This window comes from Streptomyces melanogenes (genome assembly GCF_014649795.1).
GTDB classification, from domain to species: domain Bacteria; phylum Actinomycetota; class Actinomycetes; order Streptomycetales; family Streptomycetaceae; genus Streptomyces; species Streptomyces noboritoensis.
In genome coordinates this window covers 128,275-145,402 of record NZ_BMTS01000007.1, presented here as the reverse complement: position 1 = coordinate 145,402, position 17,128 = coordinate 128,275, and the positions used below count along the sequence as shown (strand labels likewise).

Below are 17,128 nucleotides of genomic sequence, written 5' to 3'. Positions count from 1 at the left end.
GCACGCGTGGTGATCAAGAGGCGGCACTGGGCGCCGGCGGCGGCACCGCTGGTGCTCGTCCTGCTGGCGGCGGCCGGCTGTACGAGCAGCTCGGACGCCCCGGCGAAGCCTGGCCGTACGTCCGCCACGTCCGAGGCGTCCGCCACGACCGCGGCCCAGGTGTGTGCCACACCCGCCGCCGGGCCGTCGCAGCCGCCGCCGGGAGCGGTGGCGGTCGACCCCGCGGTGGTCGGTGACCTGGAGGCGAAGAGCAAGAGCAGCCCTGCGGGCACCACGTTCTGGCTCCGGCCGGGCACGCACAAGCTCCTGCCGGAGCAATACGCCCAAGTCATGACCAAGCAGGGCAACACCTACCTCGGCGCGCCGGGCGCGGTGCTCGACGGCCGCAAGACCAACAACTACGCGTTCAGCGGCACCGCCCCCGACGTCACCATCCGCTACCTCACCGTGCAGGGTTTCGTCGCGCCGCACGACGAGGGCGTCGTCAACCACGACATGGCCGACGGGTGGAAGATCGAGCACACGACGATCCAGAACAACTCCGGCGCCGGGCTGATGGCCGGTGCCCGCCAGCAGGTCCGCGCCAGCTGCCTGCGCGACAACGGCCAGTACGGAATGAACGCGTACAAGACCGGCGACACCATCACCGGCCTGGTCGTCGAGGGCAACGAGATCGTGGGCAACAACACCGACGACTGGGAGAAGAAAGAACCGGGCTGCGGCTGCACCGGCGGCATCAAGTTCTGGGCCGTCAACGGCGCCGACATCCGCGGCAACTGGGTGCACGACAACCGCGGAGCCGGGTTGTGGGCGGACAACAACAACAACGACTTCCGCATCGAGAACAACCTGCTGGAGGCCAACGACGGTGCCGCGCTGATGTACGAGACCAGCTACAACGCGGTCATCCGCGACAACACGATCCGGCGGAACAACTGGGTCGAGGGCCGCAAGCACGCCGCAGACGGCGACACCTTCCCGTACGCGACCATCTACGTGTCGGAGGCGGGCGGCGAACCACGGGTCCCGGCCCGCACCGACAAGATCGAGATCTACCGGAACGTCCTGGAGAACAACTGGTCCGGGATCACCCTGTGGGAGAACGCCAACCGGTTCTGCAACAGCCCGGCCAACACCTCCACCGGCTACTGCACCTTGCTGGTGAAGGACACCCACCGCTGCGCCCAGCCGTCGATCTCCACCGCACCGCTCTACACCGACTGCCGCTGGAAGACCCAGCGGGTCGACATCCACGGCAACCGCTTCGTCCTGGACACCTCCGTCGTCAAGTGCACGGTGGCGTGCGGCCTCATGGCGGTGCTGTCCAACTACGGCACCTACCCGGACTGGTCGCCGTACAAGGGCAAGCTGGTGGCCGACGCGATCATGCTGAAACAGCAGAACCGCTGGCACGACAACGTCTACCGCGGACCGTGGACCTTCGTCGCCGACGACCCGGACCGCAAGCTCGACTCCGTGCAGTGGCAGAGCCCGCCGTACCGCCAGGACGCGGGCAGCACCTTCGGCACACAGGCCGGTGGTTGAGATGGACGGGACCCCCATGCGCGGCGGGCTGCCGGACACGACGGACACGCACACCGAAGCCGAACCGCCCTCCACCGGCACGCCGAAAGCCGTCTGGATCGTCTGGGCACTGCTGGGCCTCAACACGCTCGGCTCCGCCGGGAAGACCATCGTCACGCTGCCCCGCTCGCTGATCCAGATGGCCACCATGGGCGCGCTGGTCGCCGCGTTCGCGCTGGCGCTCCTGCTCAACCTCCGGCTGCGCATCCGGCCCAGCGCCTTCGTGTTCCTGCTCACCCTGCTGCTGGTGCCGAGCGTGATCTCCAGCATGCACCTGGAGGTCGGCCTCGGCGCGCTGTTCCGCTGCTTCCGGCTGACGCTCTTCGTCGGCACGCTGTGGCTGCTCAGCCGCTGGTGGGACGGCAGCCTGACGTTCGTCCGCTACCACATCCGGATGTACTTCGCGGTGCTCGGATCGGTGGCCGCGGGCCTGGTCATCTCACCGGGCACCGCCATGCCGGAGTACTACGGCGGACGGCTGGTCGGCGCGCTGTGGCCGCTCACCCCGCCGCAGATCGGACAGTACTCCGCGGTGATCATCGGGCTCACGGTGCTGCTCCTGCTGGGCCGCCGCACCACCGGGGCGAGCGCGGCGCTGATCATCGTGCCGACGTTCGTCCTGCTCGCGATGACCCACACCCGGACGGCCACGATCGGCCTGCTCCTCGGGTTGGTCCTGGCGATCGGCTCGCTCATCCTGACCAGCGCCGCCGCCCGCCGGTTCTTCACCTGGTCGGTGCTGTGCGCCACGGTGGCCGCGGTGGTGTTCGCCTCCGCGCTGCAGACGTGGTTCATGCGCGGGCAGGACAAGGAGAGCTTCTCCAACCTCACCGGCCGGGCCAAGGTCTGGGACGCCCTGCTGGCGGAGCCCCGTTCCGTGCCGGAGAAGGTGTTCGGCGTGGGCCTGGGCGACAAGTCGTTCGGCGGCCTGCCGATCGACAACAGCTGGCTGGCCGTCTACAACGAGCAGGGTCTGATCGGCGTCGTCCTCGTGGCGGCAATCATCATCGTTCTCGGCGGCGTCGCGCTGCTGCGCCCGCCGTCGCTGCAGCGGGCCTGCGCGATCTTCCTGATCAGCTACGTCGCCATCTCCTCGTACACCGAGGCCGGTCTTGGCGACGCCTCGCCGTATCTGCTGCACCTCGCCCTGGCCGCCTCGCTGCTCGCGGCACCTGGCGAAGCCACACCCCTGGCACCGCCCGCGGTCGCCCGACGGGGCATCCCACGCCGAGCCCGGAACCGGGAGGTGACCTGACCATGCACGTACTCGTGGTGCACAACCGCTACTCCTCGGCGCAGCCGAGCGGGGAGAACAGGGTCGTCGACGAGGAGGTGGGACTGCTGCGCGCGGCGGGCCACCGAGTCGACGTCTTCGAGCGGCGCAGCGACGACATCGCCGCCCGGTCGCTGCTCGGCAAGGTCGCCGTGCCGCTCCTCGTGCCGTGGAACCCGGCGGTCCGCACGGAGCTCGCCGCACGGCTGCGCAGCGAACGGCCTGACGTGGTGCACGTCCACAACGTCTTCCCGCTCCTGTCACCGGCGGTCCTCGCCGCCTGCGCCGACGCGGGCGTGCCCGTCGTCGCCACGCTGCACAACTACACCCAGGTCTGCCCGCCCGGCACGCTGCACCGCAACGGCCAGTCCTGCACCGAGTGCGTCGGGGCCAAGGCACCGCTGCCCGCCGTCCGGCACGGCTGCTACCGCAACTCGCGGCTGGCGACGGTCCCGCTCGCGGTCAGCATGTCCGTCAACCGGCGCCGGTGGTGGACCGGCGTGGAGCGGTTCTTCTGCATCTCCGCGGCCCAGCGCGACATCCTGGTGCGGTCCGGCATGCCCGCCTCACGCCTTGCGGTGAAGCACAACTTCGTGCCCGACCCCGGCGCCCGCCGCACGGACGACGGCGAGCACCTGCTCTTCCTCGGCCGGCTCGCGGAGGCCAAGGGCGTACGGCTGCTCATGGCCGCGTGGGACGAGATCACCGCGGCCGGCGGTGTGGGCGTCCCGCTCGTGCTGGCAGGCGCGGGGCCGCTGGAGCGGGAGGTGACCGCCTGGGCCCAGGGCCGGGACGACGTGCGGTACGTCGGCCTGTACGACCCGGAGCAGTGCCGCCAGGCCCTCGCCCGGTCGGTCGCCGTGGTGGCTCCCTCGATCGCCCTGGAGACGTTCGGCCTGGTGGTCGCGGAGGCGATGGCGGCGGGGGTCCCGGCCGTCGCCGCCGGTCACGGCGCCTTCGTCGAACTCGTCGACGAAGGGGTGACCGGGCTGCTGCACCAGCCGCACGAGCCCGCCTCGCTCGCGTCCTGCATACGCCGGATCACGGCCGAGCCGGACCGCAACCGGGAGATGGGCCAGGCGGCCCGGCGCCGTTACGAACAGGGGTTCAGCCCGGCTGTGGGCCTGGACCGCCTGGTGGAGGAGTACCGCACCGCGATCGCGGGACGGTCAGCACTGGCTCGCAGTGGGGACACCCACGCGAGCAGGGGGGATGGGGACGGAAAATGACAGGATGCCGACTCTGCGGCTCGGAAGCGATGACGAGCGTCGTCGACCTCGGGGCGACGCCACCGTGCGAGAGCTTTCTCGCCGCGGACCAACTGGACAAGCCGGAGCCCGCGTACCCGCTGCACCTGCGGGTCTGCACCGACTGCTGGCTCGCACAGATACCGCCGCTGATCACGCCGGAGGAGACGTTCAAGGAGTACGCGTACTTCTCCTCGTACTCCACCTCCTGGGTGGAGCACGCGCGCACGTACGTCGCCGACGCCGTACAGAAGGTGGGTCTCGGTCCCGACGCCTTCGTGGTCGAAGTCGCCAGCAACGACGGGTACTTGCTCAAGCACGTGGTGGACCGGGGGATCCGCTGCCTGGGCATCGAGCCGTCGGTGAACGTGGGCGCCGCGGCGCGGGACGCGGGTGTGCCCACGCTCACGGAGTTCCTGAGCCCGGAGACGGGCGCCGCCGTCCGCGCCGAGCACGGCCCGGCGGACCTGGTCGTGGCCAACAACGTGTACGCGCACATCCCCGACGTGGTCGGGTTCACCCAGGGGCTGCGCGCCCTGGTCGCCGACGACGGCTGGGTCTCCATCGAGGTGCAGCACCTGCTGACCCTGATCGAGGAGAACCAGTACGACACGATCTACCACGAGCACTTCCAGTACTACACGGTCGCCTCCGCGATCCGGGCGCTCGCGAGCGGTGGACTCGCCCTGGTGGACGTGGAGTTGCTGCCCACGCACGGCGGCTCCATCCGGCTGTGGGCCCGGCCTGCAGAGGTGGCCGGTGCACCGTCCCAGCAGGTGGCCGCCGTCCTCGACCGGGAGAAGGCCGCCGGGCTGCAGGAGCTGTCCGGGTACACCGAGTTCTCCGCCCGGGTCGCCAAGGTGCGCCGGGACCTTCTCAAGTTCCTCATCGAAGCGGCCGAGCGCGGCGAGACGGTGGTCGGCTACGGCGCCCCGGGCAAGGGCAACACCCTGCTCAACCACTGCGGCATCCGGCCCGACCTGCTCGCCTACACGGTCGACCGCAACCCGTACAAGCACGGCAGGTTCACCCCGGGCACCCGCATCCCGATCCTGGCGCCCGAGCAGATAGCCGCGGACAAACCCGACTACGTACTCATCCTCCCGTGGAACCTGCGGGCCGAGCTGGTCGAGCAGCTGTCCTTCGTGCACGACTGGGGCGGCCGACTGGTCTTTCCCATCCCGGAACTGAGCATTGTCGAGGTCAAGCGATGAAGGTCGTCCTGTTCTGCGGCGGTTACGGGATGCGCATGCGCAGCGGAGCCTCCGACGACGTGCCCAAGCCGATGGCGATGGTCGGGCCGCGCCCGCTGATCTGGCACGTCATGCGCTACTACGCGCATTTCGGGCACAAGGAGTTCATCCTGTGCCTCGGCTATGGGGCCCATCACATCAAGGACTTCTTCCTCAACTACGAGGAGACGACGTCCAACGACTTCGTGCTGCGGGGCGGGAAGACCGAGCTGCTGTCCACCGACATCGCCGACTGGACCATCACGTTCGTGCAGACCGGTGTCGAGTCGCCGATCGGTGAGCGGCTGCGCCGGGTGCGGCAGCATCTGGAAGGCGAGGAGATGTTCCTCGCCAACTACGCCGACGTGCTCACCGACGCCCCGCTGCCGGAGATGATCGACCGGTTCGCCCGGCGCGACGCCGGTGCGTCGATGATGGTGGTGCCGCCGCAGTCCTCGTTCCACTGCGTGGAGCTGGGCGAGGACGGCCTGGTGGGGGGCATCACCGCGGTGAGCGACATGCCGCTGTGGGAGAACGGCGGCTACTTCGTGCTCCGCCAGGAGGTCTTCGACCACATACCGGAGAACGGGGACCTGGTCGCCGACGGATGCGGCCAACTCGCCAAGCAGGGACGCCTGGTGGCGCATCAGCACCGCGGCTTCTGGAAGCCGACCGACACCGTGAAGGAGCGGGCCGCGCTCGACGACGCCTACGCCCGGGGCGACCGCCCGTGGGCCGTGTGGGAGCGGGACAGTGCGGGGGCGCGGGCGTGATCCGGCTCGGGGCCGGACCCCTGGACCGGATCGTCGCGGTGGGCGCGCACTGCGACGACATCGCCATCGGCGCCGGCGGCACTCTCCTCACGCTCTGCCTCGCGCGGCCGGGCATACGGGTCGACGCGCTGGTGCTCTCCGGCGGCGGCAGCGACCGCGAGGAGGAGGAGCGGGCCGCGCTCGCCGCCTTCTGCCCGGGCGCCGACCTGCGCCTGACCGTGCTCAAGCTGCCGGACGGGCGGATGCCCGTGCACTGGGACGAGGCCAAGGCCGCCGTCGAGGAGCTGCGCGGGCAGACCGATCCGGATCTGGTGCTCGCGCCGCGTACCGACGACGCGCACCAGGACCACCGCGGCCTGGCGAAGCTGATACCCACCGCGTTCCGCGACCACCTCGTGCTCGGCTACGAGATCGTCAAGTGGGACGGCGATCTCGGCCGCCCGTCGGCGTACCAACCGCTGTCGCCGGAGACCGCCGAACAGAAGGTGCGGCTGCTGCAGGAGCACTACCCCTCGCAGCGGCACCGGCCCTGGTACGACCGGGAGGCCTTCCTCGGCCTCGCACGCATCCGGGGCATCGAATGCCACGCGCGCTACGCCGAGGCGTTCGCCGTCACCAAACTCACGCTCAATCTGGGGGACTGAACTGTGCGCGTACTACTGACCGGACACCAGGGCTATCTGGGCACCGTGATGGCCCCGGTCCTCACGGCCGCCGGGCACGAAGTCGTCGGCCTTGACTCCGGCCTGTTCGCCGACTGCGTCCTGGGCCCGCCGCCCGGGGACCCGCAGGGGCACCGGGTGGACCTGCGCGACGTCACGGCCGAGCACGTGGCCGGGGTGGACGCCGTGATCCATCTGGCCGCGCTCTCCAACGACCCGCTGGGCTCGCTGGCGCCGGAGCTCACGTACGACATCAACCACCACGCGTCCGTACGCCTCGCCCGCCTGGCCCGCGAGGCCGGAGTCAAGCGTTTCCTGTACGCGTCGACCTGCTCCGTCTACGGCGCCGCAGGCGGCGACGAGCTGGTGGCCGAGGACGCCCCGCTGCGCCCGGTGACGCCGTACGCGGAGTCCAAGGTGCGGGTGGAGGACGATCTGCACGCGCTGGCCGACGACGACTTCACCCCGGTGTTCATGCGCAACGCCACCGCCTTCGGCTACTCGCCCCGGCTGCGCGCCGACATCGTGCTGAACAACCTGGTGGGCCACGCGCTGCTGTCCGGCGAGGTCCTCGTCCTCTCCGACGGCACCCCCTGGCGGCCGCTGGTGCACGCCGCCGACATCGCACGGGCCTTCACGGCCGCGCTGACCGCGCCCCGCGAAGCGGTCCACGACCGGGCGTTCAACATCGGCAGCGAGACCAACAACGTCACGGTCGCCGAGATCGCCGAGCAGGTCGCCGAAGCCGTGACCGGCGCGAAGGTGCGGATCACCGGGGAGAACGGCGCCGACCCGCGCTCCTACCGGGTGGACTTCTCCCGGTTCCGCGCCGCGATCCCCGGCTTCGCGTGCGAGTGGACGGTGAAACGGGGCGCGCTCGAACTCGCCGAGGCCTACCGGAAGTTCGAGCTGACCCGGGACGACTTCGAGCGGCGCTTCACCCGCCTCGCCGTGCTGCGCGCGGCATCCGACGCCGGTACCGTCGACGACACCCTGCGGTGGCGCCGATGACCTCGACCGGCGAGGAGATGCACGCCCTGGTGGAGCGGCTGTACCCGCTCTGCCGGAGCATCACCGGCGACGGCGTGCGCGCCACCCTGGACATCGTCGGCGAGTACGTCCCGTTGCGGGTGCACGAGGTGCCGACCGGAACGCAGGTGCTCGACTGGACGGTGCCGCAGGAGTGGAACATCCGGGACGCGTACATCGCCGACAGCGCCGGTCGCCGGGTCGTCGACTTCGCCGCGTCCAGCCTGCACGTGCTCGGCTACAGCGTGCCGGTGTCAGAGACCATGCCGCTGTCCGAGCTGCGCGCGCACCTGCACACCCTGCCTGACCACCCGACCTGGGTGCCGTACCGCACCAGCTACTACAAGCCGGAGTGGGGGTTCTGCCTGGCCCAGGAGACCCTGGACGCGCTGCCGGAGGGCGAGTACGAAGTACACATCGACTCCACCCTCGCCGACGGCCACCTCACCTACGCCGAGCACGTGGTCCCCGGGCAGGTCGCCGACGAGGTGATCGTCTCCTGCCACGTCTGCCACCCGTCACTGGCCAACGACAACCTGGCGGGCATCGCGGTGGCGACGTTCCTGGCCCGGGCGCTGGCCGAGCAGACTCCGTACTACACCTACCGGTTCATCTACGCGCCCGGCACCATCGGGGCGATCACCTGGCTGGCCCGCAACGCGGAACGGATCGACCAGGTCAAACACGGTCTCGTGCTGGCCTGCGCGGGCGACCGGGGCCAACTGACGTACAAGCAGAGCAGGCGCGGTGACGCGGAGATCGACCGGGTGATGCGGCACGTGCTCGCCGCCTCCGAACGCCCGCACGGCATCAACGAGTTCACTCCGTACGGCTACGACGAGCGGCAGTACTGCTCCCCCGGGTTCGACCTCGGTGTGGGCTCGCTCAGCCGGACCCCGTACGCCGGGTACCCCGAGTACCACACCTCGGCGGACAACCCGGACTTCGTCTCCCAGGAGGCGATGGCGGACACGCTCGCGGTCTGCCGCGAGGCGTTCGCCGTGCTCGACCGCAACCGGCGGTACGTCAACCTCAGCCCCTACGGCGAACCCCAGCTGGGACGGCGCGGGTTGTACGACGCGCTCGGTGGCCGCAGCGACACCAAGCAGGCCCAGATGGCCATGCTCTGGGTGCTCAGCCTCTCCGACGGCGAGCACAGTCTGCTGGACATCGCCGGGCGGGCCGGGCTGCCGTTCGACGCCGTCGCCACGGCGGCCGACGCCCTGCGTGGCGCCGATCTGATCAAGGCATGACGCCGTGACCACCGAAGGGGAGAAGGCGACGGTACCGGCGGCCGTGCCCGGACCCGCGCCGAAGACCGCCAAGCGGGCCATGGTCGGCCGACTGTCCTGGGGACTGGCCGACCAGGCGGCCTCCAGCATGAGCAACTTCGCGGTGGGCATCTACGTGGCACGCTCGCTCGGGCCGGCCGCGTTCGGCGCGTTCAGCCTGGCCTGGGTGACCTACGGCGTGGTGCTCAACGTCTCGCGCGGGCTGGCCACCGACCCGCTCGTGGTGCGCTTCAGCGGCGTGCCGGAGCCGGCCTGGCGCTCGGCGGTGGCCCGCTCCTCCGGTACCGCGCTCGGCGTCGGCACCAGCATCGGCGCCGCGTGCGTGCTGGTCGGCCTCGCCCTCGGCGGCAGCGTGGGGGCCGCGTTCGCCGTCCTCGGCGTCGTGCTGCCGGGGCTGCTGCTGCAGGACGCCTGGCGGTTCGCGTTCTTCGCCGCCGGCACCGGGCAGAAAGCGTTCGTCAACGACCTCGTGTGGGGCGTCGCGCTCGTTCCGGCCCTGGTGGTGGCGGCCCATGTGGGCACGGTGGCCGCTTTCGTGCTGGCCTGGGGCGCGTCCGCCGCGGTGGCGGCGGGGTACGGCTGGCTCCAGTCCGGCATCCGGCCCCACCTGGGCGGAGCGCGCGGATGGCTGCGCGAGCAGCGCGACCTCGGGTACCGGTACCTGGTCGAGAACGTCAGCCTCAGCGGCGCGAGCCAGCTGCGGGCGTACGGGCTCGGCGCGATCGTCGGGGTCAGCGCGGTGGGTACGGTACGCGGCGCCGAGTTGCTGCTCGGCCCGTTCCTCGCCGTCCTGATGGGCCTGTCGCTGGTCACCGTCACCGAGGCGGCACGCGTGCTGCGGCGCGCCCCGCACCGCCTCGGCACGTTCTGCCTCCTGCTGGGCGGCGGCCAGGCCGTCGGCGCGCTGCTCTGGGGCGGGGCGCTGCTGCTGGTGCCGGACCGGCTCGGCGACCTGGTCCTGGGCGGCGTCTGGCACTCCGCCTCCCAGCTCATCGTGCCGGTCACCCTCTCCGTCGCGGGCGCGGGCCTCGGCACCGGCGCGGCGGCCGGGCTGCGGGCGCTGGGAGCGGCCCGGCGCAGCCTGCGCTGCCAGCTGTTCGCCTCCGCCTGCTACGTCAGCGGCGGGCTCGGCGGGGCGGCCGTGGGCGGCACGGTCGGCTCGGCCTGGGGCGTCGCCGCCGCGACCGTCGGCAGCTCGACCGTGTGGTGGCTGGAGCTCCGCTCCGCCCTGCGCGCGCACCACCAAGACCCGATCCGCGAAGTGAGGACCACATGACCGCCCAACCCCGGCTGAGCATCGGCCTACCCGTGTACAACGGCGAGGAGTACCTGGCCGAGTCGCTCGACGCGCTGCTCGGACAGACCTACGAGGACTTCGAGCTGGTCGTCTCCGACAACGCCTCGACCGACGGGACCCAGGACATCTGCCGCAAGTACGCGGCGCGGGACTCGCGCATCCGGTACATCCGGCTGCCCAGGAACATCGGCGCCGCGCCGAACCACAACTACGTGTTCACCGAGTGCCGGGGCGAACTGTTCAAGTGGGCCTCGCACGACGACCTGTACGCCCGGGACCTGCTGCGGCGCTGCGTCGAGGCCCTTGACGAGCGGCCGGAGGTGATCCTCGCCCACGCCGACCAGGCGGTCATCGACGAGAACGGCCAGGTGAAGGTGCCGTACGCGTACACGCTCGCCACCGGCTCGCCGCACGCGCCCGAGCGCTTCCGCAGCATGCTGTTCGAGCCCGGCGGCGACGACTTCTACGGGGTGATGCGGGCCGACGTGCTGCGCAAGGTGAAGCCGCACGACAGCTACCACCACGCGGACCGCACGTTCGTCACCGAGATCGGGCTGCACGGACCCTTCCACCAGGTGCCGGAGCTGCTGTACTTCCGCCGCGACCACCCCACCCGCGCCGAGCGGGCGAACCCGTCCAAGCGCTCCCGGTGCGTCAACCTGGACCCGCGCCGGGCGGGCCCGCTGCACCCGACGCCCCGGCTGCTCGCCGAGTACGTCTGGGGCTTCGTCTCGGCGATCGGGCGGGCGCCGCTGTCCTCGGCCGACCGGCGCGCGTGCCACCGCCACCTGGCCGCGTGGATGACCAGCCGCGCCCGGCCGGGCGCCGGGGAGCGGGTCGAGGACCGCGCCCCGGTCGACCCTGCCAAGCTCACCGTCTCCGTCGACGCCCTCGTCGCCGGACGTGAGGGAAGGCAGACGTGACATCTGCGGACGGAACTCCGGTGCGCGTCGGGGTGTTCGGCCTGCTCGGCTCCGGCAACCTCGGCAACGACGGGTCGTTGGAGGCCGTGCTCGGCTACCTCCGCGCCGAGCACCCGGACGCGGTCGTGGACGCGCTGTGCGGCGGACCCGAGGTCGTCGCGACCCGGTACCGCATCCCCGCGACGCGGCTGCACTGGTACCGCGGGGAGTACCGGACCGCGTCGCGTGCGGGCGCGATCGCGGGAAAGGGGCTGGGCAAACTCGTCGACGTCTTCCGCACCGCCGCCTGGGTGCGCCGGCACGACGTGGTGATCGTGCCGGGCATGGGCGTCCTGGAGGCCACGCTGCCGCTGCGGCCGTGGGGCTTCCCGTACTCGCTGTTCCTGCTCTGCGCGTCCGGCCGGCTGCTCGGCACCCGGGTCGCGCTGGTCAGCGTCGGCGCCGCCCCGATCGGCAACCGGCCGACCCGGGCCCTGGTGCGCTGGTCGGCGCGGCTGGCCGCCTACCGCTCGTACCGGGACGCCCCGTCCCGCGACGCGATGCGGGCGATGGGCGTGGACACCGCGCGCGACAAGGTCTACCCGGACCTCGCGTTCGCCCTGCCGACGCCCTCCGAGAGCCCGACCCCGGGCCTGGTCTGCGTCGGCGTCATGGCCTTCCACGGCGGCAACGACGACCGCGCCCGGGCCGAGGAGATCCACCGGTGCTACCTCGACGGGACGACTCGCTTCGTCCGCACGCTGGTCGAGGACGGCAGGCCGGTCCGGCTGCTCACCGGCGACGAATGCGACGCGCCGGTGGTCGCGGCCATCCTCGACGCGGTGGACTCGCCGCTGGTCACCGCCGCCGAGACGGCCTCGCTGGCCGACCTGATGAAGGAGACGGCGGCCGCCGACACCGTGGTGGCGACCCGCTACCACAACCTGATCTGCGCACTGAAGGCCGGCACACCGACGCTCGCCGTCAGCTACGCGGCGAAGAGTGACGCGCTCATGGACCGGATGGGCCTGGGCACGTACTGCCACCCGGCCCGCGCGGTCGACTCCGACCGACTGCTCGAACAGTTCCGGGAGTTGGAGAAGCAATCGGCAAAGCTGCGGCGGACCCTCACCGAGCGGAACCAGGAAGCCGCCCGCCAACTCCAGGACCAGTTCACCGACTTGACCACGGCCCTGTTCCCTGCGGCCGACCACGCCCATGCCCTGCGGAAGGCCCCATGAAAGCGACCGAAGTCCCGGAGATCACGGGCGCGTACCTCTTCGAGCCGACGCCGTACGCCGACGAGCGCGGCTTCTTCTGCCGCACCTTCGACGCCGACGTGGTCCGCTCGGTGGGCCTCGACCCGGACGCCTTCATCCAGGACAGCGTGTCCCGCTCGGTCCGGGGCGTGCTGCGCGGTCTGCACCTGCGCTCCGGCAACGGCGAGGCCAAGCTGGTGCGCTGCTCGTACGGGAGGATCTTCGACGTCGTCGTGGACCTGCGGCCCGACTCGCCGACCTACCGCAACGTGGCCACCTTCGACCTGTCCGGCGAGACGCAGGCGACCCTGTACATCCCGGCGGGGTGCGCGCACGGCTTCCAGGCGCTCACCGAGACCGCCGACACCTCGTACCGGATCGACCGCCCGCACGATCCGGCCGAGGACGTGACGATCGCCTTCGACGACCCGGAGCTCGCCATTGGGTGGCCGCTGCCGGTCACGTCGATGTCCCAGCGGGACCGGGAGGCGCCGAGCCTCGCCGAGGTCCTGAAGCAGAAAGAGAGCTGAAGTCACCGTGGACACCGAAGAGTTCCTCCTCCCCCGGTCACAGCTCGCCAACGAGCGGCTGCACGCCATGATCCCCGGGGGCGCGCACACCTATGCCAAGGGCGACGACCAGTACCCCGAGAACCTGGCCCCGGTCATCAGCCACGGCCGGGGTGCCCATGTGTGGGACGTGGACGGCAACCGGTACGTCGAGTACGGCTCCGGACTGCGGTCGGTCAGCCTCGGCCACGCCCACCCGCGCGTGATCGAGGCGGTACGGCGGGAACTCGACCGCGGCAGCAACTTCGTCCGGCCCTCCATCGTGGAGGTCGAGGCCGCGGAACGCTTCCTGGCCACCGTACCGACCGCCGAGATGGTGAAGTTCGCGAAGAACGGCTCCGACGCCACCACCGCCGCGGTGCGCCTCGCCCGCGCCGCCACCGGCCGCCCGCGGGTGGCGATCTGCGCCGACCATCCGTTCTTCTCCGTCGACGACTGGTTCATCGGCACCACCCCGATGCCCGCCGGTATACCGACGGCGACCACCGAGCTCACCGTGACGTTCCCGTACGGGGACCTGGCCGCCACGGAGGAACTGCTCGCCCGGTACGAGGACGAGGTCGCCTGTCTGATCCTGGAACCCGCCACCCACGCCGAGCCTCCGCCCGGATACCTCAAGGGCCTGCGCGAGCTGGCCGACCGGCACGGCTGCGTGCTGATCTTCGATGAGATGATCACGGGCTTCCGCTGGTCCGAGGCGGGCGCCCAGGGCCTGTACGGCGTCGTCCCCGACCTCTCCACGTTCGGCAAGGCGCTGGGCAACGGATTCGCGGTCTCCGCCCTGGCCGGGCGCCGCGAGCTGATGGAGCTGGGCGGGCTGCGCCACTCCGGCGAGCGGGTGTTCCTGCTGTCCACCACGCACGGTGCGGAGACGCACTCGCTGGCCGCCGCGATGGCCGTGCAGACCACCTACGCCGAGGAGGGCATCACTGCACGGTTGCACGCCCTCGGCGATCGGTTGGCCGCCGGTGTCCGCGAGGCCGCGGCCAGCATGGGCGTCGGCGACCACGTCGTCGTCCGGGGCCGGGCCAGCAACCTGGTCTTCGCCACTCTCGACGAGAAGGGGCAGCCGTCGCAGCCGTACCGCACGCTGTTCCTGCGCCGGCTCCTCGCGGGCGGTGTGCTGGCCCCGTCGTTCGTGGTGAGCAGCGCGCTCAGCGACGCCGACATCGACCGCACCGTCCATGTGGTGGCCCAGGCGTGCGCGGTGTACCGGAAGGCACTGGACGCCGCCGACCCGACGCCCTGGCTGGCCGGACGGCCGGTGAAGCCCGTGTTCCGCCCGTTGGCATGATGTGACGTCAGGGACGCTCCCGCCGACCGGCGTCGGCCAGCCGGTCGGCCGCGCGGTCGACGAGCCACGCCGTCGCCGGTACCACCGCCAGCGCGGTGCACCAGCCGCCGAGGGCGTCGGTCGGGTAGTGCGCGCTCAGGGCGACCTCCGCCCAGCCCATGGCGGCGCCCGCCACCAGCGCCGCCGCGAGCACGAGTGACATACCGGCCGTCCTACCGAGGCCGAGCCAACCGGTCGCGAGCAGCGCCACCGCGAGGGCGAGCGCGGTGAAGAAGGCGGTGTGCCCGCTCGGGTAGGACAGGTTGCCGGCGCCGTGGATGGTGCGTCCCACCACGTGCTTGAGGAGTGTCGCCGTCCCGACGCTCATGACGACCCCGGCAGCGACGAGCACCGCCGCGCGAGGACGCCGAATTAGCAGACAGCCCGCCACGATGGCCCCGACCAGCATCAACGAACCGGCAGGCTCCCCCAAGAAGTCCAAGGCCAGAGCGGTGCGCCGCCACGGCGGCCGCACACTGTCCGCCGTCGGCTCGACGAACCACCTGTCCACCCTGCCGGACTCGCTGTGACCGGCGTACAGGACCCCGAGCAGGGCGATCACCATCGCGGCGAGCACCGCGGTCAGCCCGAGCCACGCGCGCAGCGGTGCGGGCAGCAACGCGGACGCCGACCCGCCGGTCGCACGCGCGGCGTGTCCGGTCGGTCGGCGGTGGCTTTCCGCGATCGGTAAGTGGTGTTCCGGATCTTGGCTCGGTGAGGCGGGGTGAGAGTGCGCCCCTTCGTCCGACCGGTGGGCAGCCATGCGTCAGCGCCTTCCTGTTTCCCGCTCTGCTTGCCACCCTAACCAACTACGCGGCCGCGCGAACAGGTTCACAGTGATCGCTGTCAGCAGGACAGGTTGGAGCCGGTCGGGACGCCCAGGATCGAGGTGAAGCTCTGGTAGGCGTTGATCCGGCTCTGCACCTGGGCCGGGTTCTTGCCGTCGCACTCCAGGGAGCCGTTGATGCTGCGGATCGTCTGGCCGAAGCCCGCGCCGTTGACCATGGCGTTGTGCGCGGTCATGGTGCCGGGGCCGTTCTGGGTGTTCCAGTACCAGAGGCCGGTCTTCCAGGCCACGGCGGCGTCGGTCTGCACCAGGTTGGGGTTGTGCAGGAGGTCGATTCCGAGCGCGTCGCCGGCCGCCTTGTAGTTGAAGTTCCAGCTGAGCTGGATCGGGCCGCGCCCGTAGTACGCGGCCTGACCGGCCGGGCACCCGTAGGGCTGCGTGGTGTCGCAGTAGTGCGGGTAGTTGGCGGTGTTCTGCTCGACGATGTAGACCAGTCCGCCGGTCTCGTGGCTGACGTTGGCGAGGAAGGCCGCGGCCTCCTGCTTCTTGCCCGTGTCGCTGCCGGTGTTGGCGAAGCCGGGGTAGGCGCTGAGTGCGGCGGTCAGACCGGAGTACGTGTAGAAGGAGTTCCGGTTCGGGAACATCTGGTTGAACTGGGCCTCGGAGACCACGAATCCACCGGGGTTGGTCGGCGGGGTGGAGCCGCCGCAGTCGCCCTGGTCGGCCCAGACGCCCGAGCCGCCGGTGCTGGGCGCCTCCCCCTGGGTCCACCACTTGGCGGACCAGTTGTGGCCGCTGTAGGAGGCTGTCATGCCTCCGGTATAGACGGCGGAGGCCGAGTAGGGGGCGGCGCAGCTCGCCGCGTACGCGGGCGAGGCGAGCGGGAGGAGGGCGGCGAGACCGATGGCGGAGACCGCCGAGGCCAGCGTCGCGACGATCCGGCGTAGGGACATGTGCCACTCCTTGTGGGGGGGATGAAGTGGGGGCACCAGGCACTCAAGCGGAATGGTCCAGACCTGTCAATAGGTCTGGACCATAAGAGGGTTGATCGTCTTTCACAGCCGCGCGGGGCAGCCGTCGCCCCTAGATGTAGCCCTCGCGCAGCGCGTACGCGACGGCATGCGCGCGGTTGCTGAGCTGGAGCCGGGTCGTCAGCGCGTGCAGGATGTTCTTCACGGTCCGCTCCGAGTACGCGAGCTTCTCGGATATCTGCCGGGTGTCAAGGCCGTCGGCGACCAGGCGCAGCACGTCCACCTCGCGCGGCGCCATGCCGAGCAGGGGTGCCCCACCTCCCGGGCCTGTCGTGGGGCCCGACTCCGAGCGGTGCAGCCGTCCCACCTGTGTCAGCAGCCTGCTGAGCAGGTCGGGCGGCAGCTCGCCCTCGTCGCGCGCCGCGCTGTGCACAGCCCTCAGGAGCCGCTGCCCGGTGACCTGGTGGCGCCAGAGGATGGCCCGCACCCCGCACTCCACCACCGTCAGCAGATCCGACTCGCGCAGCTCACGGGTGACCAGCACCACCCGCTGTTCCCCACCCTGCACGACCCGCCGCAGATCCGCCGGGACCGGCTCGTCGAGCCGGTCGGCGAGCATCACGGTGACGCCCCGGCCGTCGGGCCGAGCGGTCGGATCGGCCCGCCCGCGGGTGTCGTCCACCACCTCGATCGACGGCTGGTGTCGCAGATGACTGATCACTCCGGCCCGGCTCAGCGGGTCGGATGCGCGGACGGTCACTCTGACACGCTTCGTGATCACGTGTGCCACCTGTCCTTTCCTGTACGTGTACTGGCCCCGTATGTGCTGGCGTACAGGCTGACCCGACCGACTCAATAGCGGGTAAACGACCCTTGAGGCCGCCCCACAGGAACCACGAATCCCCCTCGTCCACGAGC

General features: G+C 71.2%; 16 protein-coding genes. 13 read left to right on the top strand and 3 right to left on the bottom strand.

The genetic code is table 11. The features are described 5' to 3' along the window. Positions 1–6: 6 nt before the first annotated feature. From IE252_RS17300 to IE252_RS17240, 13 genes are read left to right on the top strand one after another with little or no spacing between them, the layout of a single operon-like run. Positions 7–1,545: a right-handed parallel beta-helix repeat-containing protein gene (locus IE252_RS17300; protein ID WP_190090318.1), complete on the top strand. Its 1,539-nt coding sequence runs from the start codon at positions 7–9 to the stop codon at positions 1,543–1,545. Position 1,546: 1 nt separating this feature from the next. After that, entirely contained in the window at positions 1,547–2,839 is a 1,293-nt protein-coding gene (locus IE252_RS17295; RefSeq protein WP_373298562.1) for an O-antigen ligase family protein, read from the top strand. A 2-nt stretch (positions 2,840–2,841) separates the two neighbouring features. Further along, positions 2,842–4,086, top strand: a complete 1,245-nt coding sequence (locus tag IE252_RS17290; RefSeq protein ID WP_190090317.1) for a glycosyltransferase — start codon at positions 2,842–2,844, stop codon at positions 4,084–4,086. Further along, the gene (locus IE252_RS17285) at positions 4,083–5,318 is read left to right on the top strand and encodes a class I SAM-dependent methyltransferase (RefSeq protein ID WP_190090316.1); all 1,236 of its coding nucleotides are present in this window, start codon (positions 4,083–4,085) and stop codon (positions 5,316–5,318) included. The genes IE252_RS17290 and IE252_RS17285 overlap by 4 nt, the downstream gene beginning before the upstream one ends. Further along, positions 5,315–6,109: a glycosyltransferase family protein gene (locus tag IE252_RS17280; RefSeq protein ID WP_190090315.1), complete on the top strand. Its 795-nt coding sequence runs from the start codon at positions 5,315–5,317 to the stop codon at positions 6,107–6,109. The genes IE252_RS17285 and IE252_RS17280 overlap by 4 nt, the downstream gene beginning before the upstream one ends. After that, positions 6,106–6,753 (top strand): PIG-L deacetylase family protein, encoded by a 648-nt coding sequence (locus IE252_RS17275; protein ID WP_190090314.1) that lies wholly within the window; start codon positions 6,106–6,108, stop codon positions 6,751–6,753. The genes IE252_RS17280 and IE252_RS17275 overlap by 4 nt, the downstream gene beginning before the upstream one ends. Positions 6,754–6,756: 3 nt before the next feature. Further along, entirely contained in the window at positions 6,757–7,782 is a 1,026-nt protein-coding gene (locus IE252_RS17270; protein WP_190090313.1) for an NAD-dependent epimerase/dehydratase family protein, read from the top strand. Further along, on the top strand, positions 7,770–9,053 hold the full coding sequence (locus IE252_RS17265; RefSeq protein ID WP_190090312.1) for a DUF4910 domain-containing protein: 1,284 nt from the start codon (positions 7,770–7,772) through the stop codon (positions 9,051–9,053). Before IE252_RS17270 ends, IE252_RS17265 begins: the two co-directional genes overlap by 13 nt. A 4-nt stretch (positions 9,054–9,057) precedes the next feature. Further along, entirely contained in the window at positions 9,058–10,368 is a 1,311-nt protein-coding gene (locus tag IE252_RS17260) for an MATE family efflux transporter (RefSeq protein WP_190090311.1), read from the top strand. Further along, positions 10,365–11,312 carry a glycosyltransferase family 2 protein gene (locus IE252_RS17255; protein WP_190090310.1) on the top strand — a complete coding sequence of 316 codons (948 nt, stop codon included), beginning with the start codon at positions 10,365–10,367 and terminating at the stop codon, positions 11,310–11,312. The genes IE252_RS17260 and IE252_RS17255 overlap by 4 nt, the downstream gene beginning before the upstream one ends. Further along, the gene (locus IE252_RS17250; protein ID WP_190090309.1) at positions 11,309–12,532 is read left to right on the top strand and encodes a polysaccharide pyruvyl transferase family protein; all 1,224 of its coding nucleotides are present in this window, start codon (positions 11,309–11,311) and stop codon (positions 12,530–12,532) included. Before IE252_RS17255 ends, IE252_RS17250 begins: the two co-directional genes overlap by 4 nt. Then, complete coding sequence (gene rfbC / locus IE252_RS17245) at positions 12,529–13,080, top strand: dTDP-4-dehydrorhamnose 3,5-epimerase (protein WP_190090308.1); 552 nt, start codon at positions 12,529–12,531, stop codon at positions 13,078–13,080. Before IE252_RS17250 ends, rfbC begins: the two co-directional genes overlap by 4 nt. 7 nt (positions 13,081–13,087) lie before the next feature. Then, on the top strand, positions 13,088–14,413 hold the full coding sequence (locus tag IE252_RS17240) for a glutamate-1-semialdehyde 2,1-aminomutase (protein WP_190090307.1): 1,326 nt from the start codon (positions 13,088–13,090) through the stop codon (positions 14,411–14,413). A 7-nt stretch (positions 14,414–14,420) separates the two neighbouring features. Here the strand turns inward: IE252_RS17240 and IE252_RS17235 are convergent, their stop codons facing one another. From IE252_RS17235 to IE252_RS17225, 3 genes are all read right to left on the bottom strand, one after another. Further along, the gene (locus IE252_RS17235; RefSeq protein WP_190090306.1) at positions 14,421–15,215 is read right to left on the bottom strand and encodes a phosphatase PAP2 family protein; all 795 of its coding nucleotides are present in this window, start codon (positions 15,213–15,215) and stop codon (positions 14,421–14,423) included. A gap of 83 nt (positions 15,216–15,298) precedes the next feature. Continuing rightward, a complete protein-coding gene (locus tag IE252_RS17230) occupies positions 15,299–16,192 on the bottom strand; it encodes a glycoside hydrolase family 19 protein (RefSeq protein ID WP_190090305.1) in 894 nt (297 codons plus the stop codon). Positions 16,193–16,322: 130 nt separating this feature from the next. After that, positions 16,323–16,991, bottom strand: a complete 669-nt coding sequence (locus tag IE252_RS17225) for a helix-turn-helix transcriptional regulator (RefSeq protein ID WP_190090304.1) — start codon at positions 16,989–16,991, stop codon at positions 16,323–16,325. Positions 16,992–17,128: the final 137 nt, after the last annotated feature.

What these genes read in the sequence shown, in the direction of transcription:
- IE252_RS17285 (WP_190090316.1), top strand. Translation starts at nt 4,083, where the DNA reads ATGACAGGATGCCGACTCTGCGGCTCGGAAGCGATGACGAGCGTCGTC.
- IE252_RS17235 (WP_190090306.1), bottom strand. Translation starts at nt 15,215, where the DNA reads ATGGCTGCCCACCGGTCGGACGAAGGGGCGCACTCTCACCCCGCCTCA.
- IE252_RS17295 (WP_373298562.1), top strand. Translation starts at nt 1,547, where the DNA reads ATGGACGGGACCCCCATGCGCGGCGGGCTGCCGGACACGACGGACACG.
- IE252_RS17255 (WP_190090310.1), top strand. Translation starts at nt 10,365, where the DNA reads ATGACCGCCCAACCCCGGCTGAGCATCGGCCTACCCGTGTACAACGGC.
- IE252_RS17230 (WP_190090305.1), bottom strand. Translation starts at nt 16,192, where the DNA reads ATGTCCCTACGCCGGATCGTCGCGACGCTGGCCTCGGCGGTCTCCGCC.
- IE252_RS17290 (WP_190090317.1), top strand. Translation starts at nt 2,842, where the DNA reads ATGCACGTACTCGTGGTGCACAACCGCTACTCCTCGGCGCAGCCGAGC.
- IE252_RS17280 (WP_190090315.1), top strand. Translation starts at nt 5,315, where the DNA reads ATGAAGGTCGTCCTGTTCTGCGGCGGTTACGGGATGCGCATGCGCAGC.
- rfbC (WP_190090308.1), top strand. Translation starts at nt 12,529, where the DNA reads ATGAAAGCGACCGAAGTCCCGGAGATCACGGGCGCGTACCTCTTCGAG.